The following is a 17,051-nucleotide window of genomic DNA, read 5'->3' on the forward strand; positions in this document are numbered from 1 at the left end:
TTCTTATTGATGAACAGCTTGCGCTGCTGTAATTAGAGTTAATTTGTAAACATCGTCAGAGTTACATCCGCGAGAAAGGTCGTTTACTGGTTTGTTAAGTCCTTGCAAGACAGGTCCAACTGCAGCAAATCCACCAAGACGTTCTGCCATCTTGTAACCAATGTTACCTGCTTCAATACCAGGGAAGATGAAAACATTAGCTTGTCCAGCTACGTTACTTCCTGGTGCTTTAAGAGCTGCAGTTTCAGGAACAAAGGCTGCATCGAATTGCAACTCGCCATCAATTTCAAGGTCTGGACGCAAGTCGTGGGCGATTTTTGTTGCTTCAACCACCTTGTCAACACTTTCACCAAATCCTGAACCTTTAGTTGAATAGCTAAGCATAGCAATCTTAGGTTCGATACCAAACATCTTAGCTGTGATAGCTGAGTTAATCGCAATTTCAGCTAGAGCATCAGCATCTGGGTTGATGTTGATAGCACAGTCACCAAACAAGTAACGTTCAGTGCCACGAACCATAAGGAAGGCACCTGATGTACGGCTCACATTCGGACGAGTCTTAATGATTTGAAGAGCAGGACGAACAGTTGAAGCTGTTGAGTGAATAGCACCTGAAACCATACCATCAACCAAGCCCATATAAACTAACATCACACCAAAGTAGTTAACATCATTGATGAGTACTTCTCTCGCTTCTTCTTCTGTCATTTTTCCTTTACGACGTTCAACAAGCGCAGCTACCATTTCTTCAAATTGTGGGTAATGTTCTGGATTGATGACTTCGTAACCCTCTGTAATTCCTTCGATTTCAAGATAAATTTTAATCTTATCAGGGTTTCCTAATAGGACAGGGATAACTTCTGTTTCTTTTACCAAACGCTTCGTTGCTTGTAGGATACGTGGTTCTTCACCTTCAGGTAGAACGATGCGAGCATTTTTACCAACTAGGTTGGCTTTCAAACTTTCAAAAACTTCCATGAGTTTTGACTCCTTTTAAGATAAATTATTATTTGATAACTGTGTAATAAGTGTGTCGAAATCATCCGGCAGTGGGCATTCTAGCTCTAACTGCTCTTCTAAGAAAGGATGATAGAACGATAAGTAATGGCAATGTAGAGCCTGGCGATCGATGCCATGTTCTAAGCTTCCCCCATAAAGATCATCTCCTAGTAATGGAAATCCAATATGCGAGAAATGAACACGAATCTGGTGGGTTCTCCCGGTGTGGAGACGAATATCAACTAAGTGAATATTCCCATAAGATGCCACGATTTGATAGGACGTATGGGCATATTTCCCCCCCTTTGCTACTCGTCGAGTAATGATAGAATCTTCATCCCGGGCTATTGGAGCGATGATTTCTCCCTGAGATTCCAAATGACCATGTCCCTTAACTAGGGCGTAATAACGCTTTTCAATAGCCTTTTTTTGCAACTGTTTATCTAATCTGGCATGCGCATAGCCGTGTTTAGCAAAAAGCATCAATCCAGAGGTATCTCTATCAAGCCGAGTCACAATATGAACCTGCTGATTCTCATAGTTTTGTTTTACATAGTAGCCCTTAATAAAGTTGGCAATGGTATTGGAATGATTGACACTAGGGATTGAAGCGACTCCAAAGGGTTTGTTGATAATCAAGAAATGATCATCTTCAAATAGAATATCTAGAGGATAATCAATTGCTTCAAGTGTCTCGAATCCTTCCTCTGGCGGAATATCAATAACGACTTCATCTCCGATATCTAAGAGATAAGTTGCATTCTGCGGATGTCCGTTAACTCGAATATCACCACCTCGAAACTTAATCTTGGCAAGTAACCCTTTTGAAACTTCATGTTTTTTCAGAAAGGTTTTGACCTTGACATGTTCATCGGCAATAAACTGAAACCTCATTCGTCCACCTCACCAATAAAGGCATCTTTAACACGATTCCAAAAACTGGTGTGGCTTGGCGTGGCTACAAAATGAATCTTGTGGTGATCAATCTGATACTCTATTTTCTCAATATTTCGGAAAGAATAAATACTATTATCGATTGAGATTGTGTGATAGTCATTTCGAGTCGGTATCAATTCTATCTTGTCTTTTTTAGGAACAATAATTGATGAACCAAGTGTGCGGTAGATTCGGTTGTTCAAACTAGCAATTTCAGCCAATTGTAGGGCCTCTATGGTCGGGTGCAGTACTGCTCCACCAAGTGATTTATTATAAGCAGTACTTCCAGTCGGCGTTGAAACTGTTAGGCCGTCACCACGAAAGCGTTCGAAGGGAACATGGTTAATAATGACATCAGCAACCATAGTTCGATCCGCTCGACGAATGCTAGCTTCATTTAGTGCTCGGAAAGACTTGACCTCACCATTTTCGAGAAATATTTTGACACTTAAGAGTGGATAAGACACTTGAGCACCATTATCCAACTGTAAATTTGTAACCAATTGGTCCAACTCAAAATCACGGTAATCCGTATAAAAACCTAAATGTCCCGTATGAACCCCAACAAAACGAACCTTATCCAGTTGGTTTTCATACTTATGAAAAGCAGACAACAACATCCCATCTCCACCAATAGAGACGACGATATCTGGATTTTTATCATTCAGGATAAAATTATTCTTTTTTAATCGTTCTTTTAACTCGAATAGAACTTTCTGACTCTGAGGCTTACGGTTGGCAATTAGGTCAATTCGTTTACCTGTATTCTTCATCGGTATCGTCACTGTTTCCTACCCCGTCATTTAACTTTCTGTGCAAAGGATCAAAGAGCGCTTGTGCTTCCTGGATATCAGCACGTATTTTACTCATTTCTTCGTCTAGCTGATGTGAAATTCTGGCTGTAATCTCGAGTCGTTCTTTGATTTCTTCTGGGAAATCTCCTTGATATTTATAATTGAGAGAATGCTCGATTGTAGCCCAAAAGTTCATAGCCAAGGTACGAATTTGAATCTCAACTAGAATGGTTTTTGCACCGTAAATCGTATCAACCGTATACTCAATAATCACATGGTAAGAACGATAACCCGATGCCTTTCTATGAGTAATGTAATCACGTTCTTGAACAACTCTCATATCCTGTCTTTTACGAAGGATAGAGACAACCTCGTTTACGTCGTCTACGAATTGAACCATAACACGTAAACCTGCAATATCTTGCAAATCCTGTTCAAGTGTGTCGTAGCCAATACCCCGGCGTGCCATTTTTTCTTTGATACTTTCAATCGGTTTAACCCGACCTGTGACAAACTCGATTGGAGAATGTCGGTTTTGTTTTCTGTATTGTTTTCGGATTCCTCGGAGTTTTATTTTTAATTCTCCGACAGCTTGAATGTAAGGATCTAAAAATTCTTCCCATTCTGTAATCATATAACTCTTACGTCCAATTCTCTATGCAGTTTCATTTATCTAGTTTTTGATTTTCTCATGAAAATCATATACAATAAATACAATGCTTATTATACCATAAATCGCTTTCAAATATAAAGAAAAGGTTGTAAAAATGAAACATTTAGAAATAGAAATGAAAACACTTCTCAATGAAGAAGAATATGATCGATTGCTAGCTCAATTTTCAGAAGTCACTCCTGTTACACAAAAAAATTACTACCTAGATACGCCTGATTTTTATCTTCGACATCATAAAATTGCTATGCGCATTCGTACTTTTGATACAAGCGCCGAACTGACTATTAAGATTCCTCAAGAAGTCGGAAATATGGAATACAACCAATCCCTTACTCTTGAGGAAGCTAAATATTGTCTTGAAAATTGTAAACTCCCTCAGGGGATGATTCAAGAAGAACTAACTAGCCGTGGACTTTCAACAAGTGGTTGGGTGGTTTTAGGTTGCCTAACTACTGTTCGTTACGAAAAAGAAACAGCAATTGGACTCATGGCGCTTGATCAAAGCCGCTACTTCGATATTGTAGATTATGAACTAGAGCTAGAAGTTGAGAATGGTGACCAAGGAAGTCTTGATTTTAAGGAGTTTTTACAGGTAAATGAGATCCATTACAAGAAAGCTCCTTCTAAATTAGTGAGATTTATAGAAAATATGAAAAAAAACTGAAATTATCTTCTTTTTTTGATAAAATAGAAGAGATAAAAAATAATAGAATCTGTGAAAGAAAACACTTTCCTTTAAAAATGTTTTTTCACCGATTTACTTAGTTTATAGAGGACGGTTTATCAATGTCAGATACAAAAAATATGAAGCTTTTTTCTCTTTCATCCAATCATGAAATAGCTCAAAAAATTGCAGATGCTGCAGGTGTTCCACTTGGAAAGTTGTCATCACGTCAATTCTCCGATGGTGAAATCCAGGTTAATATCGAAGAAAGTGTTCGTGGATATGATGTTTATATCATCCAATCAACCAGCTACCCTGTAAATAACCACTTGATGGAACTATTAATCATGGTTGATGCCTGTGTTCGAGCTAGTGCTAATACCATTAACGTTGTGCTTCCATACTTTGGTTATGCTCGTCAAGACCGTATTGCTTCTTCGCGTGAACCTCTTACAGCTAAACTTGTTGCAAATATGTTAGTAAAAGCTGGAGTTAGTCGTGTATTGACATTGGACCTTCATGCTGTTCAGGTACAAGGTTTCTTTGATATTCCTGTAGATAACCTCTATACAATTCCGCTATTTGCAAAACACTACATTGATAAAGGTTTAACTGGTCCAGATGTGGTTGTTGTCAGCCCTAAAAACTCAGGTGTAAAACGTGCTCGTAGCCTTGCTGAATACCTTGATGCTCCGATTGCTATTATTGACTATGCTCAAGATGATTCTGAACGTAGCCAAGGTTACATTATCGGAGAGGTTGAAGGTAAGAAAGCAATCTTAATCGATGACATTCTTAATACAGGCCGTACTTTCTCTGAAGCTGCTAAAATTGTGGAACGCGATGGTGCTACTGAAATCTACGCGGTATCCAGCCATGGATTGTTCGTCAACGGTGCTGCAGAGTTGTTGGATGCAGCTAATATCAAGGAAGTCTTGGTGACAGATTCTGTATTGACAGAAAGTAAAAAACCTAAGAATGTACAATATATTACAGCAAGCGAACTAATTGGTGATGCCATGGTTCGTATTCATGAAAGAAAACCAGTTAGTCCACTATTTAAATTTAAATAGAAATTAGGTGAGTTTTTGATTTATTTAGATAATGCTGCTACGACACCCATGTCATCTGCAGCTATCTCAGCAATGACTCAAGTCATGCAAGAGACTTATGGCAATCCTTCTAGTATTCATGGTCATGGGCGTCAAGCAGGAAAATTATTACGTGAAGCCCGTCAAGAGTTAGCAGGTATACTAGGTACAAAGCCCCAACACATTTTCTTCACTTCTGGTGGTACAGAAAGTAATAATACAGCTATTATCGGCTACTGTCTTCGTCATCAAAATCGCGGAAAACACATTATTACTACTGCTATCGAGCATCACGCTGTGCTTGAACCAATTGAATATCTGGTGGAAAATTTTGGGTTTGAAGTGACTATTTTAAAACCCGACGACAATCATGAAATCACTGCAGATCAAGTCAAAAATGCACTGCGTGAAGATACTATTCTCGTTTCAACTATGTATGTTAACAATGAAACAGGTACTCTTTTACCAATCGCTGAAATTGGTCAGATTTTAAAAGTCCATTCAGCTGCTTATCATGTAGATGCTGTTCAAGCTGTCGGGAAGCTAGAGATTCTTCCTGAAGAACTAGGAATAGATTTCCTCAGTGCTTCTGCTCATAAATTTCACGGTCCAAAGGGTATCGGTTTCCTATACGCTGCTTCTACAGATTTTGATCCTTATCTACATGGTGGAGATCAAGAACAGAAAAAAAGAGCAGGGACAGAAAACCTTCCCGCAATTATAGGTATGGTTGCAGCTCTTAAGGACGATATAGATCATCTAGAGGCTAACTTTAATAAAGTTCAAAAACTAAAGAAAGTTTTTCTAACTGAGATGGCTGGCTCAACCTATTATCTCAATCAAGGTAAAGAGCAACTCCCTTATGTCCTAAATATCGGATTTCCGGGACAACGCAACGATCTACTACTACTTCGTTTAGACCTTGAAGGTATTTCTATTTCAACAGGTTCTGCTTGTACAGCTGGTGTTGTTCAGGTCAGTCATGTTCTTCAAGCCTTCTACGGAGAAGAATCCCCTCGCTTAAACGAGTCTGTACGCGTCAGCATTTCACCTTTAAATACAGAACAAGAAATGATAACTCTTGCTAAAACTCTTAAAAATATCATCGGAGGATAAACTTAATGGCATTTGAACAAACGATTAAACTTAAAAATTGTCGTTACGAATACACACTTAGTCCAACTGTTAAAAAATTTACGCTTAAAGATAATACTTTTTTTGAAACTAAAGTTGGTAACTATGAATTAACGCGACTACTTGAAAAAGTTCCAAATAGCGGAGAAGGATTCCAACTTAAGATTATCATCAACAAAGACTTAACTGGTGTAAAAATCAATATCACTGATAAATTTGGTCTACGTTTAGTTGATATCTTCAAATCAGAAGAAACTCATATCCACCAAGAGAAATTCTACTTTTTGATGGATAGCCTGGTTGAACGTGGCGTATTTACAAAAAGCGAAAGATAGAAGGTCATTATGTTTCGATTAACTTACAAGGACTCCTATCAAGTAGAGCGTGTGCAAGAATACGAAGACTATGAAGCTCTTATGCTCTCTCTATCAGGTTGTGTAACTCTCCCTGATACTACTCATATTACTTCATTAACACATGATGGAGTTGAAATCTATCAAGGACTTCTTGGTAACCTCTACCGCTTTTTAAGAACTTACCACGAAACTAAGATAAACTAAGATTTTTTCTTAGTTTTTTTTCGTTATTGTTGCAATTTTCACAAGCTTTCTATAAAATAGTAGATAGAAAGGTTGTGATTTTGTGAAAGAAAAACAGTCTGCTATTCCTAAAGCAACAGCAAAGAGACTTTCTCTCTATTACCGTATTTTTAAAAGATTTAATGCCGAGAAAATTGAAAGAGCTAATTCCAAACAAATTGCAGAAGCGATTGGAATTGATTCTGCCACTGTTCGTCGTGACTTCTCTTACTTTGGTGAACTTGGACGTCGTGGATTTGGCTATGATGTCAAAAAGCTCATGAACTTTTTCGCTGATCTTTTAAATGATAATTCTATTACCAATGTTATGCTTGTGGGTATTGGAAATATGGGACATGCCCTCCTCCACTACCGCTTTCATGAGCGTAATAAAATGAAAATCATCATGGCTTTTGACCTAGATGATCATCCTGAGGTTGGTACCAAGACACCCGACGGTGTCCCAATCTATGGAATCTCTCAAATAAAGGATAAAGTTAAGGATAGTGATGTTAAAACTGCTATTCTTACTGTTCCTAGTGTTAAATCTCAAGAAGTTGCGGAACTTTTGGTTGATGCTGGTATCAAAGGTATCCTCAGTTTTTCTCCTGTTCACCTACATCTTCCTAAAGACGTAGTTGTTCAGTATGTCGATCTTACTAGCGAACTTCAAACCCTCCTCTATTTCATGCGAAAAGAGGATTAGAAAGCGAATTGATTTATGAAAAAACCAGTTATTGGGATTACAGGAAACGAAAAAGCCCATCCAGACGATGAGCTTATGATGAGTTATGCTGCCCAAGGCTTTGTTGAAGGAGTTAAGGAAGCTGGAGGTATCCCCATTATCCTACCAATTGGTGATGAAGAAATGGCCAGTTACTACATTAGTTTAATTGATAAGCTTATTCTAACTGGTGGGCAAAATGTTGACCCTAAATATTATGGTGAGCCAAAAGCTATTGATAGCGACGATTACCACCTTCAACGTGATATTTTTGAGTTAGCCCTCATTAAAGAAGCAATCAAGCAAAAGAAACCAATTTTTTCTGTTTGTCGTGGTACTCAACTTTTTAACGTAGCCATGGGCGGATCTCTTTATCAAGATATCGAAGATCATTGGCAAGATACTTCCGCTGAATACACCACTCAGCGACTTGTCACCGAACCAGATACTATTCTAAGAGAAATCTATGGAGAAATCTCTCATATCAATTCTTTCCACCATCAGAGCATCAAAGATTTAGCTCCTAATCTTAAGGTTGTAGCACATGATCCTAAAGATGGTATTATCGAAGCTGTTACATCTACGGATGGCTTCCCTTATCTTGGGGTTCAATGGCATCCTGAATTTCTCTTTGAAAATCGCCCCAAAGATAAAACACTTTTCGACTATGTCGTCAATGAATTGTAAAACCTGTACTATATACAGGTTTTTTATATCATATCTGTCTTCTCACGATAACTAAAATAGTCGGAGTGTGAGACAATTAAATGGTCCAATAAGACCAATCCCATTAATTCGCAGGCTTCTTTAACAAGCTTCGTAACATGGTCATCATTGGGGCTAGGAACTACTGCTCCTGATGGATGATTATGAACCAGAATCACAGATGTTGCCATATGCTTCAAAGCGTAGTGGAGAATTTCTCTCGGTTCAGCAATGCTTCTCGTGGCAGACCCGATAAAAATAGTCTGCTGGTGAATGATTTGATTTTGAGTATTTAGATAGAGCGCTACTAGGTGCTCTTGTTTTTTATCTCCAAGCTCAGACTGCATCTTTTTAGCTAATTTACGACTGCTAAGAATACTCTCCATTTCCACTGTTTCCCTTTTATGGATACGGTAGCCTAATTCAATAACGGCTTGTAATTCGATAGCCTTAACACGTCCAATACCCGATAGAGTCTGCAATTCCTGTAGACTCATTCTTTTGAGGTCAGTTAAACAAGTCAGCTGATTTAAGACCTTCTGTGCTATTTCAAAAACATTGGCCTGTTTTGTGCCTGTCCTTAGTAATATTGCCAGTAATTCTTGGTTGCTGAGCGCTTCTACTCCTTCTTTTACTAGTCTCTCTCTTGGTAAAAGCGAATCTTCTTGAAATGAAATACTATACATAAAAATCCTCCTCACTTTATTATTCGTGAGAAGGATGCTTAATTTGATAAAAACTAGTTATTTTTAGATTTTTTCAAGTGCAAGACGCAAATCTTCAATCAAATCATCAGAATTTTCAAGACCGATTGAAAGTCGGATTTGATTTTTAGTTACTCCTGCTGCTTCGAGATCAGAGTCAGACAATTGAGCATGAGTTGTAGTTGCTGGATGAACGACCAATGATTTGGCATCTGCTACGTTTGCAAGGTTTGAAAAGATTTCTAAGCTATCAATCACCTTACGAGCTTCTGCTTCTCCGCCTTTAACATGGAAGGTAAAGATTGAACCAACACCTTTTGGTAAATATTTCTCCGCCAAGGCATGGTAAGGGCTATCAGCTAATTTTGGATAGTTGACTTTTTCAACCTTCGGATGGTTCACAAGGAAATCAACGATTTTCTCAGCGTTTTGCACATGGCGTTCAACACGGAGAGATAGTGTTTCAAGACCTTGTAGGAGCAAGAATGAGTTAAATGGTGAAAGGGCAGCTCCCATATCGCGAAGCAATTGCACGCGAGCAGCAACGATAAAGGCTGCAGCACCTACATCTCGAGTATAGCTCAAATTATGGTAGCTTGGATCTTCATTGACAAATTGAGGGAATTTCCCTGAAGCTGCCCAGTCAAACTTCCCACTATCAACGATAACACCACCGATTGTTGTACCGTTTCCTCCGATAAACTTAGTAGCCGAGTGAACTGAGATATCTACACCGTGTGAAAAGACATTAATGAGATATGGTGTTGCAAAAGTATTATCAGAAACTAAAGGAATTTGATGTTTATGAGCAATTTCAGCTATTTTTTCAATATCAGGAATGTTGATAACTGGATTACCCAAAGTTTCAATCAAAACAAGTTTGGTATTATCTTTAATAGCTGCTTCCACTTCTTCTAAATTGTCAATATCAACAAAAGTTGTGGTGATTCCATAGCGGGGAAGGGTTTCTTTCAAAAGGTTAAAGGTCCCACCGTAAATAGTTGAAGCTGCAACAATATGGTCTCCTGCGTGAGCAAGTCCAAGGATAGTATAAGTAAGAGCTGCCATTCCAGAAGCTGTGGCAAGTGCACCAACTCCGCCTTCTAGCGCTGCAATACGCTCTTCAAAGGCTGAAGTTGTTGGATTGGTAATACGAGTATAGATATTTCCAGCTTTTTGAAGGGCAAAAAGGTCTGCACCCTCCTGTGTATCTTCAAATACAAAAGATGTTGTTTGATAAATAGGGACAGCACGAGACTTGGTAGTAGCATCTACCACTTGTCCTGCATGCAATTGTAGGGTTTCAAATTTAAATTCACGAGTCATCATCAGACCTCCAAAGATTTCATTAAATTAATTGTATCATCTATGGCGGTCAGTTTCAAATAAAACTTTATTATATAGGATAAGAAATAGCTATGGCATTTATTAGAATTGAAAAACTTTTTTCAGATAGTTTAAAAAGTTTGTATTCGCTATTCCTATACTTTATAATGAATATAAAGGAGAAGACTATGTCAGAAATTACACATGAAATTGATTCAAACTTCGCTGGTCGTTTAAACATTTTACGTGCTGGTGTGCTCGGAGCCAATGACGGGATCATTTCCATCGCTGGAGTTGTTATCGGGGTTGCCAGTGCAACCAGTAATATCTGGATAATCTTTCTTTCAGGTTTGGCTGCCATCTTAGCGGGTGCCTTCTCTATGGCTGGAGGTGAATATGTTTCAGTATCCACTCAAAAAGACACAGAGGAAGCCGCTGTAGCCCGTGAGCAATTACTTTTGGATAAGGATATCGAAGCCGCAAAGAAATCTCTCTATGCTGCTTATCTTCAAAATGGTGAGTGTGAAACTTCAGCTCAACTTTTAGTCAATAAAGCTTTTCTTAAAAATCCACTTAAAGCCTTAGTTGAGGAAAAATACGGAATCGAGTATGAAGAGTTTACAAATCCTTGGCATGCTGCAGCATCTAGCTTCATCGCTTTTGTTCTTGGTAGTTTACCACCAATGCTTTCCATTACCATCTTTCCAAGTGACTATCGAATCCCTGCTACTGTTTTTATCGTTGCGATTTCTCTATTGATTACAGGTTACACCAGTGCCAAACTCGGGAAAGCCCCAACTAAAACAGCTATGATTCGTAACCTTTGTATCGGTCTTTTGACCATGGGAGTTACCTATCTATTGGGTCAGTTGTTTAGTATTTAAGTTAAAAATTGACGCTGAGCAAAAACTAGCTTTAAAATAAAACCACACAGTAATTTCAGTCTTGAATTCCATCAAGAAGAAAGAAATACTGTGTGGTTTTTTGAACAATAGATATTTTAGAGGCTAGATTTTTGACTAATTTTGTGAGATTCATAGTCATGAAGATGAATCCTATCTCTGTTTCGACTGCTTGTTTGTTTCTAACACGCACTCTTCAAAGCAACAATTAATCTATGCTCTACCATTTTCAGGGTTCATTTGAACGATTTTATGTCCATAGAACACTTAAAGAGCATAGGCGAACAGTGCATCTTCATAAGCATAGTTGGATGAAATCTAGGGTAACCAGTATGAGAATTTTCCTATAGAAACATTTGACTTGGGATACTGTCAACAAATAAACTAATCATTTAATATTCATGAGTTGTTAGAATATCACAGAACAGAATTACTTCCAAACTTAGCTGATTTATGTTATAATCTGTAACCATTACCAACTTAAAGACGCAATCATCAAGATAAGATATTAGAATTAAAAATTGACTTTTTTCTATCAAAACAGGCAAATAAATCGCAATCACTTACTTTTTTCTTTAAAAGATTCATATAATTTTTTATAGAACTCTTTTATATCTTTTTTCTGAGAATTCAACTCTTCTTTACCATAGTCAAAATTTGCTACTACAAATCCCTCGTCAGCATCAGAAAAAGTAAAAAATTCTATTTCAATGAGTTTATTATGCTTAGAGTCCTCTATAGTGTCTCCTAAATTATTATTAAATCGCTTCACTTCTTCTTCACGAACTCCGAACCCCATAGCAGCTCCATTTGCAATGATGTTTGAAAATACTTCTTCTGAAGACGCTACTTCTTTTACAGTTATGAAGTATGTAGCTTCTTCTGTTTCTACTTCTTTCACTTTATTCCATTTTTCTGTATCACTAGAAGAAACCGTATAAACTGTTAACTCCAGTGTTGGTTTATTAGTATTTTCTTTTATGATCATTTGTTTTCCAAAGAAGAAAATACCAAGTAGCCCAGCTACAAAGATCAAAGCAATATAAATTATCTTTTTCATACATTATCCCCTATATCTTTCATATCAATGATCACATCAACTTTGTTATAGACAGCTGGATCATGAGTTGCTATAATAACATATTTGTCTTCATCTCTTTCATTTAATAATAAACGAATAATTTCTTTTCCAATCTCACCATCTAAAGCTCCTGTAGGTTCATCTGCTAAGATAATTTTACGTGGTTTCATTAACATTCTGGCAATAGCTACACGTTGAGCCTGCCCTCCAGACAATTCATATATTTTTTGATGTAAATAGTCGCTCGACAGTCCTACTTTTTCAAGTACATCAGTTATTATTTTTTTGTCTTTAGTGATAAGTTTCAAATTATCATATACTGTTTTGTTCTCTATTAAAGAATAATTCTGAAATACATATCCAACAGTATTTTTAAAGAAGGTTCTTTCTTTTATCTTCCAAATATCCTGTTCATCAACTAAAACATTCCCACTATCAATTTTTTCTAATCTTCCTATAATATTAAGAAGAGTACTCTTACCAGAGCCAGAACCTCCAATCAATGCATAGCTTTTTCCAGATTCAAATCTTAAATTTAAGTCTGTAAAGATCTTTTTTGAGCCGAAACTTTTTGAAACGTTCAAAAGGTCAATTGTCATGTTTCATCTCCTTTTAAAATTTTAGTATAGCTTTCAGATAATTTTCTAAAACTCATGATTATTGACAACATCAAAACCAGCAGAGAAGCAAGACCAATATATAGCAGCTCTATTTGCCCTGTCATAAGAAATGTAAATAGAATAACCATTGTAATAGTCATCATAAAGTACTTGAGACTTGAAATTGCTATATATGTTTTTGACAGACCCAAAATGATTTTTTTCACATATTCATTCTGTTTTAGGGCAATATAAAGTTGGACATATTGATAAATGAGTATAAAGACAATACTGTAAATTATCTTCTGCAAGATTTGTGACAGTAGAATTTGGTGCTCTAAGGATTGGATCTTCAACTTCACAATTTGGTAAACATCTACTGGATTCATTGAAACATTCAACTGGGTAGTCATCTCATTTATTTTTTTTACCGCTTCAGGACTAAAAAGAGATTTATATAGTATATTACTAGCCAAAGAAAACTTGTTGTTTTCGATCATTTTGTCTGTATCTAACACAACAACAATGTTATCTTTGCTATCTGCTACACTTGCCATTGGAAAAATATCTTTATTTTTATGATCGATATCAGCATCCTCATTGAAATAAAAAATTTTTTCACCATCAGGAATTATTTGTACTGCAAGTTCTTCTTTTGTATAGTTTGTTCCAATAAATTGTTCTGCTACAACTGTATTCTCAATAGATTTCTGGTTTTCTTTCCATTTTTCAGGAATATAGATAGTTGCTATCTTATTATCTAAAAGATGATAGTTTGTTCCATTCACTTTATTTTGTAGGTTAGCACCTGTTTGATTGATATAAATCAGATCTTTATTTATTTCTGGGTTCGTTATTCCATCATTTTCTAATTGTTTAGAAAAGTCTTCTAAAGCATGAGATGTATCTGGAACATAGGCCGAGGATCGTTCTATATATAAATAATCTAAGTTTTTTAAGGAAGCAGCTATCTGTAGATACTGACCATCCGAATCACTTACTTCTCCATTTTTAGCAGAGTTATTTTCAATTCCAAGGAACTCAATCCTTCTCCAGTCTTTTACTGTGTCCCATGGTACTAAATTCTGTATCTGTATGTTAATACTGGATTGGCTACTCTTTGTTTCTTGTAAAAAAATTCCTGATACAACGATAATAATCGAAATAATGGCAAGCCATACGACAAAAATAAGCTTGTTTTTCGCCTTGTTTTTGATAATTTCAATGGGCTTTTCAATCTGAATCGTCAACCAAAATAAAACAAAGGTGATGAGATCAATGATTTGAAATAGTATAAAATTCGTTAAAAGCAGAGAGAAAAATAACTTAGAACTATAGGTGAAGAAACCATTTCCCAAAAAAGAACTGTAAAAAATCATCAAAAAAGCCATCATAATCAGTTCAAAAATAAGAGAAATGACATACTCTCTTCTAAGGTCGTATACAGGCAATCCCAAAGACCGTCGTATCACTCCTTCTTTAATCTGCCTCGTCCTAACAACAAATAAAACAACTAATAAAGTTAAGTAAATTGAACCCATTAACAGTATTCTTAAAGTTCCAGTGAATTGTAAGATTCCTCCTATATACCAAGGATAAGCCATATATACTGTTTGTAGTCCAGTCATCGTAAGTGGTTTCAAACTGTTTATATTTATTTTTCCAAGGGTGTAATACATCCCTATTATTGGTGCTGACTTTAATTGTTCATTATTTACATCATCGAAATTTACATACTTCAACTGACCAGAACTCTGAACGACCGGCTTGTAAATGGTAACATTTTCCGTTTTTGATAGGTCACGAATCATTTCGTAAATTTCGTTATTGGAAAGATTGCTTTTTCCTTGAATAGAAAAGGCACCATCAATTGGTAAAGGTATGGGCGTTTCGGTATCGCTAATAGTGACCAGACCAATTGCAGCAATCAAACAAAAGAAAAATCCAATGATACATAATTTTAATTTCATAGGCACTTACCATATTACAAAAGACTCCATCTTATAATTGGGTCTCTTGTTTTCATTAATTTTTTTTAAAATCTATAATAATCCCAATATGCATTTAATCGAACATCGTTCCAAGATTTTTTCTTGAAATGCCTATCAATAATCTTTTTTATCGTGAACTTTAACGTTCCCAAAATATTCGTTGGGGTTAATACTATGATTCCTTGACAAACACTTCTTATTATATTTGAACAATCTTGCGATAACTTCTTGAAGTAATCATAAAGATTAGGACATAGACTAAAGCAAAGATACCACAAATGGAAAGTGTTACACTTAACATCATAGCTGTATCCACACCACCAATAACCTTGAGAATCAAACTCAACATGTGATAGGCAAAAGCAAGGTGTAGGAAGGCAAAGATTACAGGGAGGAAGAAGACAGTCAAGACCTGCTTGTTAATGGTTTGCTTGATTTGTTTTTGATCCAAACCAACCTTCTGCAGGATGACAAAGCGTTCACGGTCTTCATAACCTTCTGAGATTTGTTTATAGTAGATAACAAGTACAGTACCTATCATAAAGATGATAGAGAGGAAAATACCGATAAAGAGAACCCCTCCATAGAGAGCATTCATTTGGGCAATTGCATCACTTGAACCATTACCCCCGTAAACCATAGCATCTTCACTCTTGAGATTATGGCTAAAATTATTTACATACTCATCAAAATCATCAGCTAGTTTTAACTGTTCCTCTAGACTTGCGGTGACATCCATACCACCGTAGAACTGAGTGTAGACAGCAGAATCTTGGTACTGATCCAAAAAGCTTTGAAGATCTGGTACAACTAGGTAGTTAAAATCTGAAACTAAAAGGATATAGAGATTGGAAACATGGTTAGCTAAAAAATCTTGCTGGATTTCTTGCTTGATACTATACTCCTGACTGTTAAGACTAAATGATTTCTGACCTTTTAGTTGGTCATTTTTAGCCCAAAGAGCGACCTCATTACCGATAAGATTTAGCTTTTGTCCAGTCATTTTTTCGTAGTCTTTTTGATCAAAAACTAGAAAAACCGTCTTAGGCAATTCACTGTTTTGCCCTTTTTCAAAGGTAGTTAATTTAGTTCCATCTTGACTGGAAAGACCAAAGCTGGCATATCTAAGAACATCTTTGTTGCTAATCGTTAAGTTCTTTTCGCTGGCATATTGAGTCAAAAGTTTGTCTAAATCCTCAACTTCAATATTATTTCCCTTAACATCAAAATCATGAGGATACATAATATTTTTTATATTTTCAGATCCGTTGTAGATACTGGTTGCTGCTGACATGGTAACCAAAACCATAGTTGAAAGAATGGCAATGGTTGCTAAACCGACAGCATTTTTCTTCATACGAAAGATGAGGTTAGAAACAGAGATTAGGTTATTAGGTTTGTAGTAATATCTTTTGTTTTTCTTGAGTAACTGTAAGAAAACTGTAATACCCGCATTGAATAAAAGATAGGTCGCAACTATGACCAACATGACTGCTATAAAGAAAGTAAGGGTTGCTGAAACTGGATCTTTTACGCTTTGCGCTAGATAGTAGCCACTACCTAGTGCAATTAGCCCTACAAGTGTCTGAAGAACTAGGAAACGGCCCTTCTTCTCCCCTTTTGCTTTCTCACGAGAGAGTTGCAGAGCATCCATACGGATGATACGTATAGCGTTTAAGAAAACGATGACTAAAAAGATAAAACCGAATACCAGAAGGATTGAAAGCACTACGGACCATTGAAAGGTTGCGACTAGCTCTACCTTCATCTTTGCAAGTTTAAGCAATAAAGCAAAGATGAGTTTGTCAAAGAGGGCACCAATCCCAATCCCAGCAGTGACTGTTACTAGCCCAAAAATCAAGAGTTCCTTGAAGGTCATACTGATCAGATGACGCTTTTCCAAGCCCAACATACCATAAATCCCCAACTCCTTGGAGCGGTTTTTCATAACAAAACTATTGGCATAAAGGACGATAATGGCTGACGCAAGGGTGACGACAAACATTCCAAATCCTAGAGTAGCTTGAATGGTGGATCCTCCACGGATTTCCGCAATCTTGGGATTGAAGGTTAGAGAGTAAAAGAGATAGCTGATAGTGACTGCCAAAATGACAGCCAAAGCAAACGGATAATAGAGTTTGCGGTTTTTA

Annotated in this window: 18 protein-coding genes and 2 pseudogenes; 8 read left to right on the forward strand and 12 right to left on the reverse strand. The window is 36.7% G+C overall.

Going from position 1 to position 17,051, the window contains the following annotated elements:
• Positions 1 to 3: 3 nt before the first annotated feature.
• From pta to ACLNCS_RS05225, 4 genes are read right to left on the reverse strand one after another with little or no spacing between them, the layout of a single operon-like run.
• Positions 4 to 978, reverse strand: coding sequence for a phosphate acetyltransferase (gene pta / locus ACLNCS_RS05210; RefSeq protein WP_254724187.1), 975 nt, complete (start codon positions 976 to 978; stop codon positions 4 to 6).
• 15 nt (positions 979 to 993) lie between these two features.
• The gene (locus ACLNCS_RS05215; protein ID WP_424847598.1) at positions 994 to 1,893 is read right to left on the reverse strand and encodes an RluA family pseudouridine synthase; all 900 of its coding nucleotides are present in this window, start codon (positions 1,891 to 1,893) and stop codon (positions 994 to 996) included.
• A complete protein-coding gene (locus ACLNCS_RS05220) occupies positions 1,890 to 2,708 on the reverse strand; it encodes an NAD kinase (protein WP_004252947.1) in 819 nt (272 codons plus the stop codon). The genes ACLNCS_RS05215 and ACLNCS_RS05220 overlap by 4 nt, the downstream gene beginning before the upstream one ends.
• Entirely contained in the window at positions 2,692 to 3,363 is a 672-nt protein-coding gene (locus ACLNCS_RS05225; protein WP_036754017.1) for a GTP pyrophosphokinase, read from the reverse strand. The genes ACLNCS_RS05220 and ACLNCS_RS05225 overlap by 17 nt, the downstream gene beginning before the upstream one ends.
• A 133-nt stretch (positions 3,364 to 3,496) precedes the next feature.
• On the opposite strand from ACLNCS_RS05225, the gene ACLNCS_RS05230 reads away from it, so the two are divergent.
• The 7 genes from ACLNCS_RS05230 to ACLNCS_RS05260 all read left to right on the forward strand — a co-directional run bounded on the left by ACLNCS_RS05230 (position 3,497) and on the right by ACLNCS_RS05260 (position 8,280).
• Positions 3,497 to 4,066 (forward strand): CYTH domain-containing protein, encoded by a 570-nt coding sequence (locus ACLNCS_RS05230; RefSeq protein WP_424847600.1) that lies wholly within the window; start codon positions 3,497 to 3,499, stop codon positions 4,064 to 4,066.
• Positions 4,067 to 4,188: 122 nt separating this feature from the next.
• The gene (locus ACLNCS_RS05235) at positions 4,189 to 5,139 is read left to right on the forward strand and encodes a ribose-phosphate diphosphokinase (RefSeq protein WP_424847602.1); all 951 of its coding nucleotides are present in this window, start codon (positions 4,189 to 4,191) and stop codon (positions 5,137 to 5,139) included.
• Between the two features lie 15 nt (positions 5,140 to 5,154).
• A complete protein-coding gene (locus ACLNCS_RS05240; RefSeq protein ID WP_070678920.1) occupies positions 5,155 to 6,273 on the forward strand; it encodes a cysteine desulfurase family protein in 1,119 nt (372 codons plus the stop codon).
• A 5-nt stretch (positions 6,274 to 6,278) separates the two neighbouring features.
• Positions 6,279 to 6,626, forward strand: coding sequence for a DUF1831 domain-containing protein (locus ACLNCS_RS05245; protein ID WP_004252935.1), 348 nt, complete (start codon positions 6,279 to 6,281; stop codon positions 6,624 to 6,626).
• A 9-nt stretch (positions 6,627 to 6,635) separates the two neighbouring features.
• Positions 6,636 to 6,851, forward strand: a complete 216-nt coding sequence (locus ACLNCS_RS05250; protein ID WP_004252933.1) for a DUF4649 family protein — start codon at positions 6,636 to 6,638, stop codon at positions 6,849 to 6,851.
• 82 nt (positions 6,852 to 6,933) lie between these two features.
• The gene (locus ACLNCS_RS05255) at positions 6,934 to 7,575 is read left to right on the forward strand and encodes a redox-sensing transcriptional repressor Rex (protein ID WP_070678918.1); all 642 of its coding nucleotides are present in this window, start codon (positions 6,934 to 6,936) and stop codon (positions 7,573 to 7,575) included.
• A gap of 15 nt (positions 7,576 to 7,590) precedes the next feature.
• Positions 7,591 to 8,280 (forward strand): gamma-glutamyl-gamma-aminobutyrate hydrolase family protein, encoded by a 690-nt coding sequence (locus tag ACLNCS_RS05260; RefSeq protein ID WP_424847606.1) that lies wholly within the window; start codon positions 7,591 to 7,593, stop codon positions 8,278 to 8,280.
• Between the two features lie 23 nt (positions 8,281 to 8,303).
• On the opposite strand, the gene radC is transcribed toward ACLNCS_RS05260, so the two are convergent.
• Together radC and ACLNCS_RS05270 are read right to left on the reverse strand one after the other, a co-directional pair.
• Positions 8,304 to 8,984, reverse strand: a complete 681-nt coding sequence (gene radC, locus ACLNCS_RS05265) for a RadC family protein (RefSeq protein ID WP_254804024.1) — start codon at positions 8,982 to 8,984, stop codon at positions 8,304 to 8,306.
• Positions 8,985 to 9,047: 63 nt separating this feature from the next.
• The gene (locus ACLNCS_RS05270) at positions 9,048 to 10,328 is read right to left on the reverse strand and encodes an O-acetylhomoserine aminocarboxypropyltransferase/cysteine synthase family protein (RefSeq protein ID WP_424847608.1); all 1,281 of its coding nucleotides are present in this window, start codon (positions 10,326 to 10,328) and stop codon (positions 9,048 to 9,050) included.
• 188 nt (positions 10,329 to 10,516) lie between these two features.
• On the opposite strand from ACLNCS_RS05270, the gene ACLNCS_RS05275 reads away from it, so the two are divergent.
• Positions 10,517 to 11,212: a VIT1/CCC1 transporter family protein gene (locus ACLNCS_RS05275; protein ID WP_016465853.1), complete on the forward strand. Its 696-nt coding sequence runs from the start codon at positions 10,517 to 10,519 to the stop codon at positions 11,210 to 11,212.
• On the opposite strand, the pseudogene ACLNCS_RS05280 reads toward ACLNCS_RS05275, so the two are convergent.
• The 6 genes and pseudogenes from ACLNCS_RS05280 to ACLNCS_RS05305 form a co-directional block, all read right to left on the reverse strand.
• A pseudogene (locus tag ACLNCS_RS05280) lies at positions 11,186 to 11,426 on the reverse strand (IS5/IS1182 family transposase); the annotation flags it as partial. The gene ACLNCS_RS05275 and the pseudogene ACLNCS_RS05280 sit on opposite strands and share 27 nt — an antisense overlap.
• Positions 11,427 to 11,500: 74 nt before the next feature.
• Positions 11,501 to 11,703: pseudogene (locus ACLNCS_RS05285) on the reverse strand (IS5/IS1182 family transposase); the annotation flags it as partial.
• A gap of 86 nt (positions 11,704 to 11,789) precedes the next feature.
• Positions 11,790 to 12,290: a hypothetical protein gene (locus ACLNCS_RS05290; RefSeq protein ID WP_004252900.1), complete on the reverse strand. Its 501-nt coding sequence runs from the start codon at positions 12,288 to 12,290 to the stop codon at positions 11,790 to 11,792.
• Complete coding sequence (locus ACLNCS_RS05295) at positions 12,287 to 12,910, reverse strand: ATP-binding cassette domain-containing protein (protein ID WP_004252896.1); 624 nt, start codon at positions 12,908 to 12,910, stop codon at positions 12,287 to 12,289. The genes ACLNCS_RS05290 and ACLNCS_RS05295 overlap by 4 nt, the downstream gene beginning before the upstream one ends.
• A complete protein-coding gene (locus ACLNCS_RS05300) occupies positions 12,907 to 14,880 on the reverse strand; it encodes an ABC transporter permease (protein ID WP_424847611.1) in 1,974 nt (657 codons plus the stop codon). The genes ACLNCS_RS05295 and ACLNCS_RS05300 overlap by 4 nt, the downstream gene beginning before the upstream one ends.
• Before the next feature lie 220 nt (positions 14,881 to 15,100).
• A partial coding sequence (locus ACLNCS_RS05305; protein WP_424847613.1) for an ABC transporter permease occupies positions 15,101 to 17,051 on the reverse strand: 1,951 nt, incomplete at its 5' end.

The sequence above is a fragment of the Streptococcus sp. CL9.43 genome (genome assembly GCF_049737935.1).
GTDB lineage: Bacteria > Bacillota > Bacilli > Lactobacillales > Streptococcaceae > Streptococcus > Streptococcus infantis_I.

Bases quoted from the DNA above. Each gene is read 5' to 3' on its own strand.
- ACLNCS_RS05235 (WP_424847602.1), top strand. From the start codon at position 4,189: ATGTCAGATACAAAAAATATGAAGCTTTTTTCTCTTTCATCCAATCAT.
- pta (WP_254724187.1), bottom strand. From the start codon at position 978: ATGGAAGTTTTTGAAAGTTTGAAAGCCAACCTAGTTGGTAAAAATGCT.
- ACLNCS_RS05225 (WP_036754017.1), bottom strand. From the start codon at position 3,363: ATGATTACAGAATGGGAAGAATTTTTAGATCCTTACATTCAAGCTGTC.
- ACLNCS_RS05260 (WP_424847606.1), top strand. From the start codon at position 7,591: ATGAAAAAACCAGTTATTGGGATTACAGGAAACGAAAAAGCCCATCCA.
- ACLNCS_RS05275 (WP_016465853.1), top strand. From the start codon at position 10,517: ATGTCAGAAATTACACATGAAATTGATTCAAACTTCGCTGGTCGTTTA.
- ACLNCS_RS05270 (WP_424847608.1), bottom strand. From the start codon at position 10,328: ATGACTCGTGAATTTAAATTTGAAACCCTACAATTGCATGCAGGACAA.
- ACLNCS_RS05230 (WP_424847600.1), top strand. From the start codon at position 3,497: ATGAAACATTTAGAAATAGAAATGAAAACACTTCTCAATGAAGAAGAA.
- ACLNCS_RS05290 (WP_004252900.1), bottom strand. From the start codon at position 12,290: ATGAAAAAGATAATTTATATTGCTTTGATCTTTGTAGCTGGGCTACTT.
- ACLNCS_RS05245 (WP_004252935.1), top strand. From the start codon at position 6,279: ATGGCATTTGAACAAACGATTAAACTTAAAAATTGTCGTTACGAATAC.
- radC (WP_254804024.1), bottom strand. From the start codon at position 8,984: ATGTATAGTATTTCATTTCAAGAAGATTCGCTTTTACCAAGAGAGAGA.
- ACLNCS_RS05215 (WP_424847598.1), bottom strand. From the start codon at position 1,893: ATGAGGTTTCAGTTTATTGCCGATGAACATGTCAAGGTCAAAACCTTT.
- ACLNCS_RS05295 (WP_004252896.1), bottom strand. From the start codon at position 12,910: ATGACAATTGACCTTTTGAACGTTTCAAAAAGTTTCGGCTCAAAAAAG.
- ACLNCS_RS05250 (WP_004252933.1), top strand. From the start codon at position 6,636: ATGTTTCGATTAACTTACAAGGACTCCTATCAAGTAGAGCGTGTGCAA.
- ACLNCS_RS05300 (WP_424847611.1), bottom strand. From the start codon at position 14,880: ATGAAATTAAAATTATGTATCATTGGATTTTTCTTTTGTTTGATTGCT.
- ACLNCS_RS05220 (WP_004252947.1), bottom strand. From the start codon at position 2,708: ATGAAGAATACAGGTAAACGAATTGACCTAATTGCCAACCGTAAGCCT.